We start from the raw sequence: 14,807 nt of genomic DNA, 5'->3' as shown, positions 1-14,807 counted from the left end.
AAGGGAGGTAGGCCCCTTGCTAGATGTAAATAATTTCGAGTTTATGAAAATAGGTTTAGCTTCTCCTGATAAGATTCGTTCTTGGTCTTTTGGTGAAGTGAAAAAGCCGGAAACAATCAATTATCGTACGCTAAAGCCGGAAAAAGATGGATTGTTTTGTGAGAGAATATTTGGGCCGCAGAAGGACTGGGAATGTCATTGCGGTAAATATAAACGTGTCCGCTACAAAGGGGTAGTGTGTGACCGTTGTGGTGTCGAAGTTACCAAGGCAAAAGTTCGCCGTGAGCGGATGGGGCATATTGAGTTAGCTGCCCCTGTCTCTCACATTTGGTATTTCAAAGGAATACCAAGCCGTATGGGACTTGTTATGGATATGTCTCCGCGGGCACTGGAAGAAGTTATTTATTTTGCAGCATACATTGTTACCGATGCTGGAGATACTGCGCTTGAGAAAAAGCAATTGCTTTCGGAAAAAGAGTACCGTGCTTATCGCGATAAGTACGGCCAATCTTTTCAAGCACAAATGGGTGCCGAGGCTATTAGGAAGCTATTGCAGGACATTGACTTAGATAAAGAAGTAGATCAGTTAAAAGAAGAGTTGAAAACGGCTCAAGGGCAGCGCAGAACACGTGCAATCAAACGATTGGAAGTTCTGGAAGCTTTCCGCAACTCAGGCAACGAACCTTCGTGGATGATTTTAGATGTACTGCCTATCATTCCGCCGGAATTACGTCCTATGGTTCAATTGGACGGCGGACGTTTTGCAACATCTGATTTGAACGATTTATACCGAAGGGTAATCAACCGGAATAACCGCTTGAAGCGATTATTAGATCTTGGAGCGCCAAGCATCATCGTGCAAAACGAAAAGCGTATGCTTCAGGAAGCTGTTGATGCGCTAATTGATAACGGGCGCCGTGGCCGTCCAGTCACAGGTCCGGGGAACCGTCCGCTTAAATCGTTATCTCATATGCTAAAAGGTAAGCAAGGTCGTTTCCGCCAAAACTTACTTGGTAAGCGTGTGGATTACTCAGGCCGTTCTGTTATCGTTGTAGGACCGCATTTGAAAATGTATCAATGTGGATTGCCGAAGGAAATGGCAGTGGAGCTGTTCAAGCCTTTCATTATGAAAGAGCTTGTTGAAAAAGGGCTTGCCCACAACATCAAATCAGCTAAACGTAAAATCGAACGGTTGCATCCGGAAGTATGGGATGTACTTGAAGAAGTAATTAAAGAGCATCCAGTGTTGCTTAACCGTGCGCCGACACTACACAGGCTCGGCATTCAAGCTTTTGAGCCAACGTTGGTGGAAGGTAGAGCTATCAGACTGCATCCGCTTGTTTGTACAGCATATAATGCAGACTTTGACGGTGACCAGATGGCCGTTCACGTACCGTTATCTGCTGAAGCACAAGCTGAGGCCCGTATTTTAATGCTGGCTGCCCAAAACATCTTGAATCCTAAAGATGGTAAGCCAGTAGTAACGCCATCACAGGATATGGTTTTAGGTAACTATTACATTACGATGGAGCGGGAAAATGCTGTCGGCGAAGGAATGATCTTCAAAGATTTAAGTGAAGCCTTGATTGCTTACCAAAATGGCTATGTCCATTTGCATACGAGGATTGCGGTTAGTGCATCCTCCTTAGGAAATGAGACATTCACAGAGGAACAGGCAAGCAAGTTGATTATCACTACAGTAGGTAAGTTGATTTTCAACGATATGCTTCCAAATTCGTTCCCTTATATGAATGAACCGACCCAGGAAAACCTTGAGCTTCACACTCCGGAACAATACTTTGTGGATAAGGGAGCAAATGTGAAGGAAATAATCGCAGAACGTGATATTATTTCTCCATTTAAAAAAGGCATATTGGGTGACATAATTGCAGAAGTCTTTAAACGCTTCAAAATCAGTGAAACATCGAAAATGCTTGATCGCATGAAGGACTTAGGTTTCAGCTATTCTACGAAAGCGGGTATCACAGTTGGTGTATCTGACATTGTAGTATTGGCAGAAAAAGAAGAGATTCTTGATGAAGCCCAGGGCCGTGTAGATAAAGTGTTGAAACAATTCCGCCGTGGTTTAATCACGGAAGAAGAACGTTATGATCGGGTTATCTCCATTTGGTCTCAAGCCAAGGATAATATTCAAGAGAAATTGATGAAATCATTGAACCCGAGGAACCCAATCTTTATGATGAGTGATTCAGGTGCCCGTGGTAATGCCTCTAACTTCACCCAGCTTGCTGGTATGCGTGGGTTGATGGCCAACCCGGCTGGCCGGATTATTGAGTTACCGATCAAATCAAGCTTCCGTGAAGGTTTGACAGTGCTTGAATACTTTATTTCGACTCACGGGGCTCGTAAAGGTCTTGCCGATACAGCATTGAAGACGGCTGACTCTGGTTACTTAACAAGAAGACTTGTTGATGTGGCTCAGGATGTTATTATCCGGGAAGAAGATTGTGGTACAGATAAAGGCTTGACTGTCCAATCGATAACAGAAGGGACAGAAATGATTGAGCCGCTTATCGACCGTTTAATCGGAAGGACTTCGTTCCAGGTAGTACGTAATCCGGATACTAAAGAGGTTCTAGTCGATAAAAATGAAGTGATTTCTGAAGACACAGCTAAGCAAATTGTTGATTCGGGAATCGAAGAAGTTACTATCCGCTCCGTATTTACATGTAATACGAAGCATGGCGCTTGTAAAAAGTGTTACGGAAGAAACCTTGCCACAGGCGATGAAGTAGAAGTTGGCGAGGCAGTAGGTATCATTGCTGCTCAATCTATCGGTGAGCCAGGTACACAGCTTACAATGCGTACCTTCCATACCGGCGGTGTTGCAGGAGACGATATCACCCAAGGTTTGCCGCGTATTCAGGAGCTATTCGAAGCGCGTAATCCTAAGGGTCAAGCGGTAATCAGTGAAATAATCGGAACAATCCAGGATGTAAATGAAATAAAAGACAAACAAGAGATCGTTGTTCAAGGTGAAGTGGAAACACGAACCTATACTTCTCCATATGGAGCAAGGTTGAAGGTTGCTGTCGGGGACAAAGTTGAAGCCGGCCAGGAACTTACTGAAGGATCAGTTGATCCGAAAGAGCTCTTGAAAGTCCAGGGTATCGATGGCGTACAACAATACTTGTTGAAAGAAGTACAGAAAGTGTACAGAATGCAGGGTGTTGAAATTGGTGATAAGCACGTGGAAGTAATGGTTCGCCAAATGCTTCGTAAGGTACGCGTGGCCAATGCCGGGGATACAGAAGTATTGCCAGGATCTCTATTGGAGATTCACCAATTCAGGGATGCCAACCAAAAAGTACTGCTCGAAGGCAAACAGCCAGCAGTCGGAAGACCTGTCATTCTTGGTATCACAAAAGCATCGCTTGAAACGGATTCCTTCTTATCAGCTGCATCCTTCCAGGAAACAACTCGTGTGTTGACTGATGCTGCTATTAAAGGAAAACGTGACGAACTTCTAGGCTTGAAAGAAAATGTTATTATCGGTAAACTCGTGCCAGCTGGTACAGGGATGCCGAAATACCGTAAAATTCAAGCGGAATTAGAAGAAGAAAAAGCGGTCGAAATGCAAGAAACAGAAGAAGTGACACAATAATTACTTTGTAAAAGACAAGGTATAGCAGGGAAGCAGGCAGGAACCTGTTAATGCTCTAAGAGGCATTACAGTTTCCTGCACCCTATATATAATTAAATTCGAATTTTAAGTTGACATTAAAATTCGAGGATGATACTATATTTGAGGTGCTTCCGTTTATCCTTGTTACTTTGGAGGATAGCTAATGTCTTATGAAAAAGTGGCACAGGTTAAAACAGGTTTGATAATTGGAACCAAGCAGACAATGAAAGCCATGAAGAATGGCGAAGTAAGTGAAGTAGTTATTGCCGATGATGCTGATCAGCAAATAACTTCTAAAGTGTCGCGTCTTGCAAATGACTTGGGCATACCATGCGACAGAGTTGATTCAAAGAAAAAACTCGGCGAAGCATGTGGCATAGATGTAGGTACAGCGACAGTGGCAATTAAGCAATAAAGTTTTGGCGAAGAGGAAGATATCGCGAAAACTTTGTTTTTTGCCTTGTTATGAACCACCTGGATATGTGGTATTACAAAACGTTAACGGAAGGAGGAAATTACATGCCTACAATTAATCAATTAGTACGTAAAGGCCGCGTGAGCAAAGGCAAGAAATCTGACTCACCTGCACTTAACAAAGGCTATAACAGCTTTAAGAAAAGCTTGACTGACCAGTCTTCTCCGCAAAAACGCGGTGTATGTACTCGTGTTGGTACTTTGACACCGAAGAAACCGAACTCTGCATTGCGTAAATACGCTCGTGTTCGTTTAACTAACGGGATTGAAGTTACAGCTTACATTCCTGGTATTGGGCACAACCTTCAAGAGCACAGTGTTGTTCTTATTCGCGGAGGACGTGTTAAAGACTTGCCGGGTGTACGTTACCATATTGTTCGGGGTGCTCTTGATACGGCTGGAGTAGAAGGCCGTGCACAAGGACGTTCCAAATATGGTACAAAACGACCTAAAAAATAATGCGGGTTAATCGATAGATAACCATGAAAAGAAGAAAGGAGGAAATTTAATGCCACGTAAAGGACCAGTAGCAAAACGTGATGTATTACCTGATCCGTTGCACAACTCTAAGCTTGTCACTCGTTTGATCAACCAAATTATGATCGACGGACAACGCGGAAAAGCACAAAAAATCCTATATAGCGCATTTGAACTTGTTCAAGAACGTAGCGGCCAAGACGCTATGGAAGTGTTTGAACAAGCTATGAAAAATGTAATGCCTGTACTTGAAGTACGAGCACGCCGTGTGGGGGGTTCTAACTACCAAGTACCGGTTGAGGTTCGTCCAGAGCGACGCCAAGCCCTAGGCCTTCGTTATATTGTTAACTATTCCCGCCTTCGCGGTGAAAAGACAATGGAAGAACGTCTGGCAAATGAAATTCTTGATGCTTCAAACAACACAGGTGCTTCTGTTAAGAAGCGCGAAGATATGCATAAGATGGCAGAGGCTAACAAAGCATTCGCCCATTACCGCTGGTAATCAAAAAACTAATATTTTTATTAGGAAGGAGAAAGATGCATGGCTAGAGAATTCTCCTTGGAAAAGACACGTAACATCGGTATCATGGCGCATATTGATGCAGGTAAAACCACTGCTACCGAGCGTATTCTTTTCTATACAGGACGTATCCACAAAATTGGTGAAACCCACGAAGGTGCTTCCCAAATGGACTGGATGGAACAAGAACAAGAACGTGGGATTACGATTACTTCCGCAGCGACTACCGCTCAGTGGAAAGGTCATCGTATAAACATTATTGATACTCCAGGACACGTAGACTTCACTGTTGAAGTTGAACGTTCTTTGCGTGTACTTGACGGTTCAGTAGCAGTACTTGATGCTCAATCAGGTGTGGAACCGCAAACCGAAACTGTATGGCGCCAAGCCACTACTTACGGAGTTCCGCGTATCGTATTTGTAAACAAAATGGATAAAGTAGGTGCAGACTTCCTTTATTCTGTAGGCACTCTAAGTGATCGTTTAGGAGCAAATGCTCACCCTGTTCAATTGCCTATTGGGGCGGAGGATAATTTCGAAGGAATTATCGACCTCATTACAATGGAAGCCTATTATTACTTGGATGATTTAGGAACACGAGCAGAAGCTCGACCGATTCCTGATGAATATAAGGATCAAGCGGAAGAATACCGGACTAACTTGTTAGAGGCGGTAGCGGAGCTTGATGAAGATCTAATGATGAAGTACTTGGAAGGCGAAGAGATTTCTAACGAAGAGTTGAAAAACGCTGTTCGTACTGCTACTTTAGGTGTAGATTTCTACCCTGTATTTTGTGGATCCGCCTTTAAAAACAAAGGTGTACAGCTGCTGGTTGATGGTGTTATTGATTACTTGCCAGCGCCGACAGATGTACCTCCAATCGAAGGGCATATACCACAAACAGAAGAAAAAGTAGTGCGTAAAGCAGATGACAGCGAACCATTTTCTGCCTTGGCGTTTAAGGTTGCTACAGACCCTTATGTTGGAAAGCTGACTTTCTTCCGGGTTTACTCAGGCACATTGGATTCCGGTTCATATGTAAAGAACTCTACAAAGGATAAGCGTGAACGTGTAGGACGTATTCTTCAAATGCACGCAAACTCCCGCGAAGAGATTTCTACTGTATATGCTGGAGATATTGCAGGTGCTGTTGGTCTTAAAGACACAAGCACAGGTGATACCTTATGTGATGAAAAATCACTCGTTATCCTTGAGTCTATGGAATTCCCTGAGCCGGTTATCGATGTTGCAATCGAACCTAAAACAAAAGCTGACCAAGATAAAATGGCAGTAGCTTTAGGTAAGCTGGCAGAAGAAGATCCAACTTTCAGAACTGAAACTAATCCTGAAACTGGTCAGACAATTATTTCTGGTATGGGTGAGCTTCACCTTGATATCATTGTTGACCGTTTGAAACGCGAATTTAAAGTTGAAGCTAATGTTGGTGCCCCTCAGGTTGCTTATCGTGAAACTTTCCGTGGCTCTGCTGAAGTTGAAGGAAAGTTTGTACGGCAGTCTGGTGGTAGAGGACAATACGGACACGTTTGGGTTAAATTTGAACCAAACGAAGAAGGCGCTGGCTTTGAGTTCGTTAATAAAATCGTTGGTGGTACTGTACCTCGTGAATACATCCCTTCTGTTGAAGCTGGTATTAAAGAATCAATGGAAAATGGGGTATTGGCAGGCTATCCGCTAATCGATGTGAAAGCTACATTATATGATGGTAGTTATCATGATGTAGACTCGAATGAAATGGCCTTTAAAGTAGCTGCTTCAATGGCGCTTAAAGCCGCTAAGAATAAATGTCAACCAGTTATTCTGGAACCAATGATGAAAGTTGAAGTTATTATTCCAGAAGAATACATGGGAGACATAATGGGTGACGTAACCTCTCGTCGCGGCCGTGTAGAAGGTATGGGTTCACGTGGTAACACGCAAGTAGTTAACGCGTTCGTACCGCTATCTGAAATGTTCGGTTACGCTACAGCCCTTCGTTCAAACACGCAAGGTAGAGGTCAGTACACTATGCACTTTGACCACTATGAAGAAGTGCCGAAAAGCATTTCTGAAGAAATTATTAAAAAAAATGCTGGTGAATAATTGATTTTTTGTCATTCATCGCGTATAACTTGTATTGTAAGCTTAGAAACGGCTTTTAAAGTTGTTTCTAAGCGGCAAATACATTGATTATAAAATCAACACTTTTACTTACTTAAAGGAGGAAATATAAATGGGTAAAGAAAAATTCGATCGCTCCAAAGACCACGTTAATATTGGTACAATTGGTCACGTTGACCACGGTAAAACTACTTTGACTGCTGCTATTACTACAGTGCTGCACAGCCGTTCTGGTTCTGGTACTGCAATGGCATACGATCAAATCGACGGAGCTCCTGAAGAAAAAGAACGTGGAATCACAATTGCAACTTCCCACGTTGAGTATGAAACAGAAAACCGTCACTATGCGCACGTTGACTGCCCAGGTCACGCGGACTATGTTAAAAATATGATCACAGGTGCTGCTCAAATGGATGGTGCTATCCTAGTAGTATCCGCAGCAGACGGTCCAATGCCGCAAACTCGTGAGCATATCCTTCTATCTCGCCAAGTTGGTGTACCGGCAATCGTTGTATTCCTTAACAAAACTGACATGGTTGATGACGAAGAGCTACTAGAATTAGTAGAAATGGAAGTTCGTGACCTATTGTCTGAATATGACTTCCCTGGTGACGATGTACCAGTAGTAAAAGGATCAGCTCTTAAAGCTCTAGAAGGCGACGAAGAGTATGCAAGCAAAATCTTCGAACTAATGGACGCTGTTGATGAGTATATCCCTAGACCAGACCGTGACACTGAGAAGCCATTCATGATGCCAGTTGAGGACGTATTCTCTATCACTGGCCGTGGTACTGTTGCAACAGGACGTGTAGAACGTGGTGTTGTAAAAGTTGGTGACGAAGTAGACATCATTGGTCTTGCTGACGAAGCTAAGAAAACTACTGTAACTGGAGTTGAAATGTTCCGTAAGCTTCTTGATTACGCAGAAGCTGGCGATAACATCGGTGCACTACTACGTGGTGTAGCACGTGATGATATCGGACGTGGCCAAGTACTTGCAAAGCCAGGTTCTATCACTCCTCATACAAAGTTTAAAGCAGAAGTTTATGTTCTTTCTAAAGAAGAGGGTGGACGTCATACTCCATTCTTCGGTAACTACCGTCCACAGTTCTACTTCCGTACAACTGATGTAACTGGTGTTATCACTCTTCCAGAAGGCGTAGAAATGGTTATGCCTGGAGACAACGTAGAGATGAGTGTAGAACTTATTTCTCCAATCGCTATCGAAGATGGAACTAAGTTTTCTATCCGTGAAGGCGGACGTACAGTAGGCGCTGGCGTTGTTGCTTCTATCCAAGAATAAATAAACAATCAACATTTGTACAAACAGACAGCGAAAATTCGCTGTCTGTTTTTTATTGGACAGACTGCTTCCCGAGACTACGAGATAAGTGTACGTTTTTAGACATTAGCGTTTCAAAGATTACTATCTATAGTAATAAAAAATAAAGCTGTGATTGTTCAGCATCTGGGCAGCTAAAATTTTGATATGCTAATTCACATTAATTTCCATGAAAAAAGTTCAGTAAAGCCTTGAAAACCGGGCACTAACTCATGTATAATACGTGAAGTGCCGTTAAATAATTGCTTTAATATATTTACGGTTGCAATGACCACTATTATTCTATATAATAAATAATGTTGGTCATAAAAGGCGATGATGCGGAAGGTTGTTGACACGCCCGGCCCCTTTGCCATGGCGGGTGTGTGAAGGAATTTTCGCGGAGAATGTCTATTACAAAATGGGCGATAAAGGAGGGAAAATAATGGCAAAAGAAAAGATTAGAATTCGTTTAAAGGCGTATGATCACCGTATCCTAGATCAATCTGCTGAGAAAATCGTAGATACAGCGAAGCGTTCAGGTGCAAATGTTTCTGGACCAATCCCGCTGCCTACAGAAAAGTCTGTGTACACAGTGCTTCGTGCTGTGCACAAATATAAAGATGCTCGTGAGCAATTTGAAATGCGCACACATAAACGTCTTATTGATATAGTAAGTCCAACACCACAAACTGTTGACTCGCTAATGCGTCTTGACTTACCGTCCGGTGTGGACATTGAAATCAAATTATAATAGAAATAAAAGAAATTAGGAGGTGTGACGGATGGCGAAAGGAATCTTAGGACGTAAAGTCGGCATGACACAACTTTTCTCTGAAGAAGGAGAATTGACCCCAGTAACTGTGATCCAAGCTGACCCTAACGTTGTTCTTCAAAAGAGAACTTTAGAAAATGACGGGTATGAAGCAATCCAACTGGGTGTAGATGATAGAAAAGAAAATAGAACAAACAAGCCTCAAAAGGGCCATGCTGAAAAAGCAAACACAACACCTAAGCGCTACATTCGTGAAATCCGTAATACTAACCTTGATGAATATGAAGTAGGTCAAGAGGTTAGTGTTGAGATTTTTCAAGCTGGAGACAAAATTGATGTAACTGGTACTTCAAAAGGGAAAGGATTCCAAGGTGCAATCAAGCGCCACAATCAATCCCGCGGACCAATGACTCACGGTTCCCGTTATCATAGAAGACCAGGTACAATGGGTGCTATCGACCCAATGCACGTATTCAAAGGTAAAAAACTACCTGGACAAATGGGCGGAGAACAAGTAACTCTTCAAAATCTTGAGGTTGTTAAAGTTGATGCCGAGCGTAACCTTTTGCTTGTAAAAGGGAACGTACCAGGAGCTAAAAAATCATTCGTTAAAATTACGAGTGCAATAAAGGCTAACTAATCATAAACGAAGGGAGGATATGTCATGCCTAAAGTAGCACTTTTTAACCAAGGCGGTTCACAAGTTGGCGATTTGGAACTTAACGATACCGTTTTTGGAATAGAACCAAACACACATGTATTGCATGAAGCTGTTGTTATGCAACGCGCTTCTTTACGCCAAGGGACACACGATGTCAAAAATCGTTCTGAAGTACGCGGTGGTGGACGTAAACCATGGCGCCAAAAGGGTACAGGTCGTGCTCGCCAAGGATCTATCCGTTCCCCGCAATGGGTAGGCGGTGGAACAGTATTTGGCCCTACACCACGCAGCTATAGCTATAAATTACCTAAGAAGGTACGTAGGTTGGCACTTAGATCTGCACTTTCTTCTAAGGTAAAAGAAGATAGCTTGGTTGCTCTTGAAAGTCTATCTTTTGACGCTCCAAAAACAAAAGAAGTAGTGAGCATGCTTGCTGCTCTTAACGTGGAAGGTAAAGCGTTGATTGTTACTGCTGATCAAGACGAAGTTATTGCGCGTTCTGCCAACAACTTGCAAAACGTAAAAGTTTTAACAGTAAGCGAAGTTAACGTACTAGACTTGCTTACGCATGACAAGCTGATTTTAACTAAAGAAGCAGCTGAAAAAGCAGGGGAGGTGCTTGCATAATGAAGGACCCTCGTGATATTATAAAGCGCCCAATAATAACCGAACACTCTGCTGACCTTATGGCAGAAAAGAAATATACGTTTGAAGTTAGCACAAAGGCTAACAAAACTGAAGTCAAAGATGCAGTTGAACTAATTTTCGGTGTCAAAGTCAAAAAAGTGAACACTATGAACCTAAAAGGTAAATTCAAGCGTATGGGACGTCATGGTGGATACCGTCCAGACCGCAAGAAAGCCGTTGTTCAATTGACAGAAGACAGTAAAGAACTTGAATTCTTTGAAAGTGTATAAATAAAAATCAACAAAAAAGGAGGGAAAACAGATGGCGATTAAAAAGTATAAACCAACCTCAAATGGTAGACGCGGCATGTCTAGTTCTGATTTTGCAGAAATCACAACTAACCAGCCGGAAAAATCCCTGCTAAGCCCGCTTCATAAACGTGGCGGACGTAACAACCAGGGTAAATTAACAGTTCGTCATCAGGGCGGTGGGCATAAGCGTCAATATCGTATTATTGATTTTAAACGCGATAAAGATGGAATACCAGGACGCGTTGCTACGATCGAATATGATCCAAACCGCTCCGCTAACATTGCATTGATCAACTATGTAGATGGTGAAAAGCGTTACATCCTAGCACCAAAAGGCCTTACAGTAGGTACGGAAATCATTTCTGGGCCAGAGGCTGATATTAAACTAGGGAATTCACTTCCTCTACTAAACATTCCTGTTGGTACAATTATTCATAACGTTGAATTGAAGCCGGGCCGCGGTGGGCAGCTTGCTCGTTCTGCAGGTGCGCAAGCTCAAATTCTAGGTCGTGAAGACAAGTACGTACTAGTAAGACTAGTATCCGGGGAAGTTCGTTTAGTACTAGGAACTTGCCGTGCAACAATAGGTCAAGTAGGTAATGTGGAACATGAACTTATTAATGTAGGTAAAGCAGGACGTTCTCGTTGGAAAGGTATGCGCCCGACAGTCCGCGGTTCTGTAATGAACCCTAACGATCACCCGCATGGTGGTGGTGAAGGCCGTGCTCCAATCGGACGTAAATCACCAATGTCACCTTGGGGTAAACCTACGCTTGGTAAGAAAACTCGTAAACGCAACAAACCTACGGATAAATTCATTGTTCGTAAACGTAAAAAATAACGGGATTGAAAGGCGGGCAATCATTCCCGTCTGTCAATCACAAAGGGAGGTTTATGTATGGGTCGCAGCTTAAAAAAAGGACCTTTCGCAGATGACCATTTAATGAAAAAAGTCGAAAAATTGAACGAAGACGATAAAAAACAAGTTGTAAGAACTTGGTCTCGCCGTTCTACTATATTCCCTAATTTCGTTGGTCATACCATCGCTGTATATGATGGTCGCAAACATGTACCGGTTTATATCACTGAAGATATGGTCGGGCACAAATTGGGTGAATTCGCGCCATCCCGCACGTTCAAAGGGCATTCTGGCGATGACAAGAAAACAAAACGCTAATGAGAGGAGGCACTCTTGATGCAAGCAAAAGCCGTTGCAAAATCTGTTCGAATTGCTCCTCGTAAAGTTCGTTTAGTCGTAGATTTAATTCGAGGAAAAAATGTCGGAGAAGCAGTCGCAATATTAAACCATACACAACGTGGCGCATCACCGGTTGTTGAGAAAGTTTTAAGATCAGCTGTTGCTAATGCTGAACACAATTATGAAATGAACCCGGACGATCTAGTAGTTTCTGAAGCATTTGTAAACGAAGGCGTTACTTTGAAACGTTTCCGCCCTCGCGCTATGGGTCGTGCAAGCCAAATCAATAAAAGAACCAGCCATATCACTGTGGTTGTAACAGAAAAGAAGGAGGGATAATCAGTGGGTCAAAAAGTTAATCCTGTAGGACTTCGTGTCGGTGTCATCCGCGATTGGGAATCCAAATGGTACGCTGGCAAAGATTACGCAGATTTATTGCATGAAGACATCAAAATTCGTGAATATATTGAAAAACGCCTGAAAGATGCAGCAGTATCCAGCATTGAAATCGAGCGTGCAGCTAACCGTGTTAATATTTCTATCTCTACTGCGAAACCAGGAATGGTTATCGGTAAAGGCGGTTCTGAAGTAGAAGCACTTCGTAAATCACTTAACGCATTGACTGGCAAAAGAGTTCACATCAACATCGTTGAAGTGAAAAAAGCAGACCTGAATGCAACATTGGTTGCTGAAAACATTGCCCGCCAATTAGAAAATCGTATTTCTTTCCGTCGTGCTCAAAAACAAACGATTCAACGCGCTATGCGTGCAGGAGCTAAAGGTATTCGTACTCAAGTTTCCGGTCGTCTTGGCGGAGCAGACATCGCTCGTGCAGAACATTACAGCGAAGGAACTGTACCACTTCACACACTACGTGCTGATATCGACTACGGTACTGCAGAAGCAGATACTACGTACGGTAAACTAGGTGTAAAAGTGTGGATCTATCGTGGAGAAGTCCTTCCAACTAAAAACAATCAATAAGGAAGGGGGAACGCATTATGTTAATGCCTAAACGTGTAAAATATCGTAAGCAGCATCGCGGCCGCATGAATGGTCAAGCAAAAGGCGGTACGACTGTTGCATTTGGTGAATATGGACTACAAGCTGTTGAAGCTTCTTGGATTACAAGCCGTCAAATCGAGGCTGCTCGTATTGCAATGACTCGTTATATGAAACGTGGCGGTAAAGTTTGGATTAAAATCTTTCCAGACAAACCTTATACTGCTAAACCTCTAGAGGTTCGGATGGGATCCGGTAAAGGTGCTCCTGAAGGATGGGTTGCAGTAGTTAAACCAGGCAAAATCATGTTTGAAATCGCTGGTGTTTCTGAAGAAGTAGCGCGTGAAGCATTGCGTCTTGCTTCTCATAAACTACCGATTAAAACTAAGTTTGTAAAACGCGAAGAAATTGGTGGTGAAATCAATGAAGGCTAATGAAATCAGAGAATTAACCACTGCCGAAATTGAACAAAAAGTCAAATCTTTAAAAGAAGAACTATTTAACCTGCGTTTCCAATTAGCAACAGGCCAGTTGGAAAACACAGCTCGCCTTCGTGAAGTGCGCAAGTCGATTGCGCGTATGAAGACAGTTGTTCGTGAAAGAGAATTGAGCGTTAATAACTAGTAAACCTGAGAGGAGGTTAGCCTCACATGAGTGAACGTAACAATCGTAAGGTCTATAACGGCCGAGTAGTATCAGACAAAATGGATAAAACCATTACTGTATTAGTTGAAACGTATAAATTCCATAAGCTTTATGGAAAACGTGTTAAGTATTCTAAAAAGTTTAAGGTTCATGATGAAAACAACCAGGCTAAAACTGGCGATGTAGTTCGTATTATGGAAACTCGCCCGCTATCAGCTACTAAACGTTTCCGTCTAGTGGAAGTTGTTGAAGAAGCGGTTATTATTTAATAAAGTTCGCTCGGAAGGATTCCGAAGGGAGGTTACAGCAGTATGATTCAACAAGAAACTCGTTTAAAAGTTGCAGATAACTCAGGAGCGCGTGAAGTGCTTACAATCAAAGTACTTGGCGGCTCAGGACGTAAAACTGCCAATATTGGCGATGTGATCGTTTGTACGGTGAAACAAGCAACACCAGGCGGCGTTGTTAAAAAAGGTGAAGTAGTAAGAGCTGTTGTTGTCCGTTCGAAGAGCGGTATGCGCCGTAAAGACGGATCTTATATTCGATTTGATGAAAATGCAGCAGTAATTGTACGGGAAGATAAAAGTCCACGCGGTACTCGTATCTTTGGACCAGTTGCCCGTGAATTGCGTGATGCAAAATTCATGAAAATCGTTTCACTAGCTCCAGAAGTATTATAAGCGAATTAAAAGCCTTGTAAGGAGGTGCAGCAAGTATGCATGTTAAAAAAGGTGACAAAGTTCAAGTGATAGCTGGAAAGGATAGCGGCAAACAAGGCACTATTCTAGAAGCTTATCCTAAGAAAGAACGTGTATTGGTAGAAGGTATCAATGTTGTGAAAAAACACGCTAAACCTTCCCAGGATAACCCGCAAGGCGGAATTCTTAACCAGGAAGCATCTATCCATGTTTCCAATGTGATGCCGATTGATCCTAAATCCGGCGAACCAACTCGTGTTGGTTATGAAGAACGTGACGGTAAGAAAGTCCGTATCGCTAAAAAATCCGGTGAAGCATTAGATAAATAAATTAG

The 14,807-nt window shown here is 42.7% G+C and carries 19 protein-coding genes; all 19 read left to right on the top strand.

Annotated features, from left to right (window positions below; translation table 11 throughout):
* Positions 1–16 precede the first annotated feature (16 nt).
* The 19 genes from rpoC to rplX all read left to right on the top strand — a co-directional run bounded on the left by rpoC (position 17) and on the right by rplX (position 14,802).
* Complete coding sequence (rpoC, locus tag BLR93_RS17155; RefSeq protein ID WP_093217312.1) at positions 17–3,625, top strand: DNA-directed RNA polymerase subunit beta'; 3,609 nt, start codon at positions 17–19, stop codon at positions 3,623–3,625.
* Between the two features lie 184 nt (positions 3,626–3,809).
* Entirely contained in the window at positions 3,810–4,061 is a 252-nt protein-coding gene (locus BLR93_RS17150; RefSeq protein ID WP_093217310.1) for a 50S ribosomal protein L7ae-like protein, read from the top strand.
* Between the two features lie 104 nt (positions 4,062–4,165).
* Positions 4,166–4,579: a 30S ribosomal protein S12 gene (gene rpsL, locus BLR93_RS17145; protein WP_053217621.1), complete on the top strand. Its 414-nt coding sequence runs from the start codon at positions 4,166–4,168 to the stop codon at positions 4,577–4,579.
* Positions 4,580–4,628: 49 nt separating this feature from the next.
* Positions 4,629–5,099: a 30S ribosomal protein S7 gene (gene rpsG, locus BLR93_RS17140; RefSeq protein ID WP_093217307.1), complete on the top strand. Its 471-nt coding sequence runs from the start codon at positions 4,629–4,631 to the stop codon at positions 5,097–5,099.
* 39 nt (positions 5,100–5,138) lie between these two features.
* Positions 5,139–7,217, top strand: a complete 2,079-nt coding sequence (fusA, locus tag BLR93_RS17135; protein ID WP_093217305.1) for an elongation factor G — start codon at positions 5,139–5,141, stop codon at positions 7,215–7,217.
* Positions 7,218–7,347: 130 nt separating this feature from the next.
* Complete coding sequence (gene tuf / locus BLR93_RS17130; RefSeq protein WP_093217302.1) at positions 7,348–8,538, top strand: elongation factor Tu; 1,191 nt, start codon at positions 7,348–7,350, stop codon at positions 8,536–8,538.
* 463 nt (positions 8,539–9,001) lie between these two features.
* The gene (rpsJ, locus tag BLR93_RS17125; protein ID WP_093217300.1) at positions 9,002–9,310 is read left to right on the top strand and encodes a 30S ribosomal protein S10; all 309 of its coding nucleotides are present in this window, start codon (positions 9,002–9,004) and stop codon (positions 9,308–9,310) included.
* 31 nt (positions 9,311–9,341) lie between these two features.
* Positions 9,342–9,971, top strand: a complete 630-nt coding sequence (gene rplC / locus BLR93_RS17120) for a 50S ribosomal protein L3 (protein WP_093217297.1) — start codon at positions 9,342–9,344, stop codon at positions 9,969–9,971.
* 24 nt (positions 9,972–9,995) lie between these two features.
* Positions 9,996–10,619, top strand: coding sequence for a 50S ribosomal protein L4 (rplD, locus tag BLR93_RS17115; protein ID WP_093217294.1), 624 nt, complete (start codon positions 9,996–9,998; stop codon positions 10,617–10,619).
* Positions 10,619–10,909: a 50S ribosomal protein L23 gene (gene rplW / locus BLR93_RS17110; protein WP_093217292.1), complete on the top strand. Its 291-nt coding sequence runs from the start codon at positions 10,619–10,621 to the stop codon at positions 10,907–10,909. Before rplD ends, rplW begins: the two co-directional genes overlap by 1 nt.
* A 31-nt stretch (positions 10,910–10,940) precedes the next feature.
* The gene (gene rplB, locus BLR93_RS17105) at positions 10,941–11,771 is read left to right on the top strand and encodes a 50S ribosomal protein L2 (protein ID WP_093217289.1); all 831 of its coding nucleotides are present in this window, start codon (positions 10,941–10,943) and stop codon (positions 11,769–11,771) included.
* Positions 11,772–11,828: 57 nt separating this feature from the next.
* On the top strand, positions 11,829–12,107 hold the full coding sequence (gene rpsS, locus BLR93_RS17100) for a 30S ribosomal protein S19 (protein ID WP_093217287.1): 279 nt from the start codon (positions 11,829–11,831) through the stop codon (positions 12,105–12,107).
* Positions 12,108–12,125: 18 nt separating this feature from the next.
* On the top strand, positions 12,126–12,467 hold the full coding sequence (gene rplV / locus BLR93_RS17095; RefSeq protein ID WP_093217284.1) for a 50S ribosomal protein L22: 342 nt from the start codon (positions 12,126–12,128) through the stop codon (positions 12,465–12,467).
* A 3-nt stretch (positions 12,468–12,470) separates the two neighbouring features.
* Entirely contained in the window at positions 12,471–13,112 is a 642-nt protein-coding gene (gene rpsC / locus BLR93_RS17090; protein ID WP_093217282.1) for a 30S ribosomal protein S3, read from the top strand.
* A 17-nt stretch (positions 13,113–13,129) separates the two neighbouring features.
* Positions 13,130–13,564, top strand: a complete 435-nt coding sequence (rplP, locus tag BLR93_RS17085) for a 50S ribosomal protein L16 (protein ID WP_093217279.1) — start codon at positions 13,130–13,132, stop codon at positions 13,562–13,564.
* Positions 13,554–13,754 (top strand): 50S ribosomal protein L29, encoded by a 201-nt coding sequence (rpmC, locus tag BLR93_RS17080; RefSeq protein ID WP_017473656.1) that lies wholly within the window; start codon positions 13,554–13,556, stop codon positions 13,752–13,754. The genes rplP and rpmC overlap by 11 nt, the downstream gene beginning before the upstream one ends.
* 26 nt (positions 13,755–13,780) lie before the next feature.
* Positions 13,781–14,044 (top strand): 30S ribosomal protein S17, encoded by a 264-nt coding sequence (gene rpsQ / locus BLR93_RS17075; RefSeq protein WP_093217277.1) that lies wholly within the window; start codon positions 13,781–13,783, stop codon positions 14,042–14,044.
* Positions 14,045–14,086: 42 nt separating this feature from the next.
* Positions 14,087–14,455, top strand: coding sequence for a 50S ribosomal protein L14 (gene rplN / locus BLR93_RS17070; RefSeq protein ID WP_093217274.1), 369 nt, complete (start codon positions 14,087–14,089; stop codon positions 14,453–14,455).
* A 35-nt stretch (positions 14,456–14,490) separates the two neighbouring features.
* Positions 14,491–14,802: a 50S ribosomal protein L24 gene (gene rplX, locus BLR93_RS17065; protein WP_093217272.1), complete on the top strand. Its 312-nt coding sequence runs from the start codon at positions 14,491–14,493 to the stop codon at positions 14,800–14,802.
* The last annotated feature ends 5 nt before the right edge of the window (positions 14,803–14,807 follow it).

Origin of the sequence: Sediminibacillus albus, from assembly GCF_900101125.1 — a bacterium.
Lineage (GTDB): Bacteria > Bacillota > Bacilli > Bacillales > Amphibacillaceae > Sediminibacillus > Sediminibacillus albus.
The sequence above is the reverse complement of the archived record's forward strand: the minus strand, read 5'-3'. Positions and strand labels throughout refer to the sequence as shown.

Coding starts and splice junctions, on each gene's coding strand:
- BLR93_RS17150 (WP_093217310.1), top strand. CDS start 3,810: ATGTCTTATGAAAAAGTGGCACAGGTTAAAACAGGTTTGATAATTGGA.
- rpsL (WP_053217621.1), top strand. CDS start 4,166: ATGCCTACAATTAATCAATTAGTACGTAAAGGCCGCGTGAGCAAAGGC.
- rpsG (WP_093217307.1), top strand. CDS start 4,629: ATGCCACGTAAAGGACCAGTAGCAAAACGTGATGTATTACCTGATCCG.
- fusA (WP_093217305.1), top strand. CDS start 5,139: ATGGCTAGAGAATTCTCCTTGGAAAAGACACGTAACATCGGTATCATG.
- tuf (WP_093217302.1), top strand. CDS start 7,348: ATGGGTAAAGAAAAATTCGATCGCTCCAAAGACCACGTTAATATTGGT.
- rpsJ (WP_093217300.1), top strand. CDS start 9,002: ATGGCAAAAGAAAAGATTAGAATTCGTTTAAAGGCGTATGATCACCGT.
- rplC (WP_093217297.1), top strand. CDS start 9,342: ATGGCGAAAGGAATCTTAGGACGTAAAGTCGGCATGACACAACTTTTC.
- rplD (WP_093217294.1), top strand. CDS start 9,996: ATGCCTAAAGTAGCACTTTTTAACCAAGGCGGTTCACAAGTTGGCGAT.
- rplW (WP_093217292.1), top strand. CDS start 10,619: ATGAAGGACCCTCGTGATATTATAAAGCGCCCAATAATAACCGAACAC.
- rplB (WP_093217289.1), top strand. CDS start 10,941: ATGGCGATTAAAAAGTATAAACCAACCTCAAATGGTAGACGCGGCATG.
- rpsS (WP_093217287.1), top strand. CDS start 11,829: ATGGGTCGCAGCTTAAAAAAAGGACCTTTCGCAGATGACCATTTAATG.
- rplV (WP_093217284.1), top strand. CDS start 12,126: ATGCAAGCAAAAGCCGTTGCAAAATCTGTTCGAATTGCTCCTCGTAAA.
- rplP (WP_093217279.1), top strand. CDS start 13,130: ATGTTAATGCCTAAACGTGTAAAATATCGTAAGCAGCATCGCGGCCGC.
- rpmC (WP_017473656.1), top strand. CDS start 13,554: ATGAAGGCTAATGAAATCAGAGAATTAACCACTGCCGAAATTGAACAA.
- rpsQ (WP_093217277.1), top strand. CDS start 13,781: ATGAGTGAACGTAACAATCGTAAGGTCTATAACGGCCGAGTAGTATCA.
- rplN (WP_093217274.1), top strand. CDS start 14,087: ATGATTCAACAAGAAACTCGTTTAAAAGTTGCAGATAACTCAGGAGCG.
- rplX (WP_093217272.1), top strand. CDS start 14,491: ATGCATGTTAAAAAAGGTGACAAAGTTCAAGTGATAGCTGGAAAGGAT.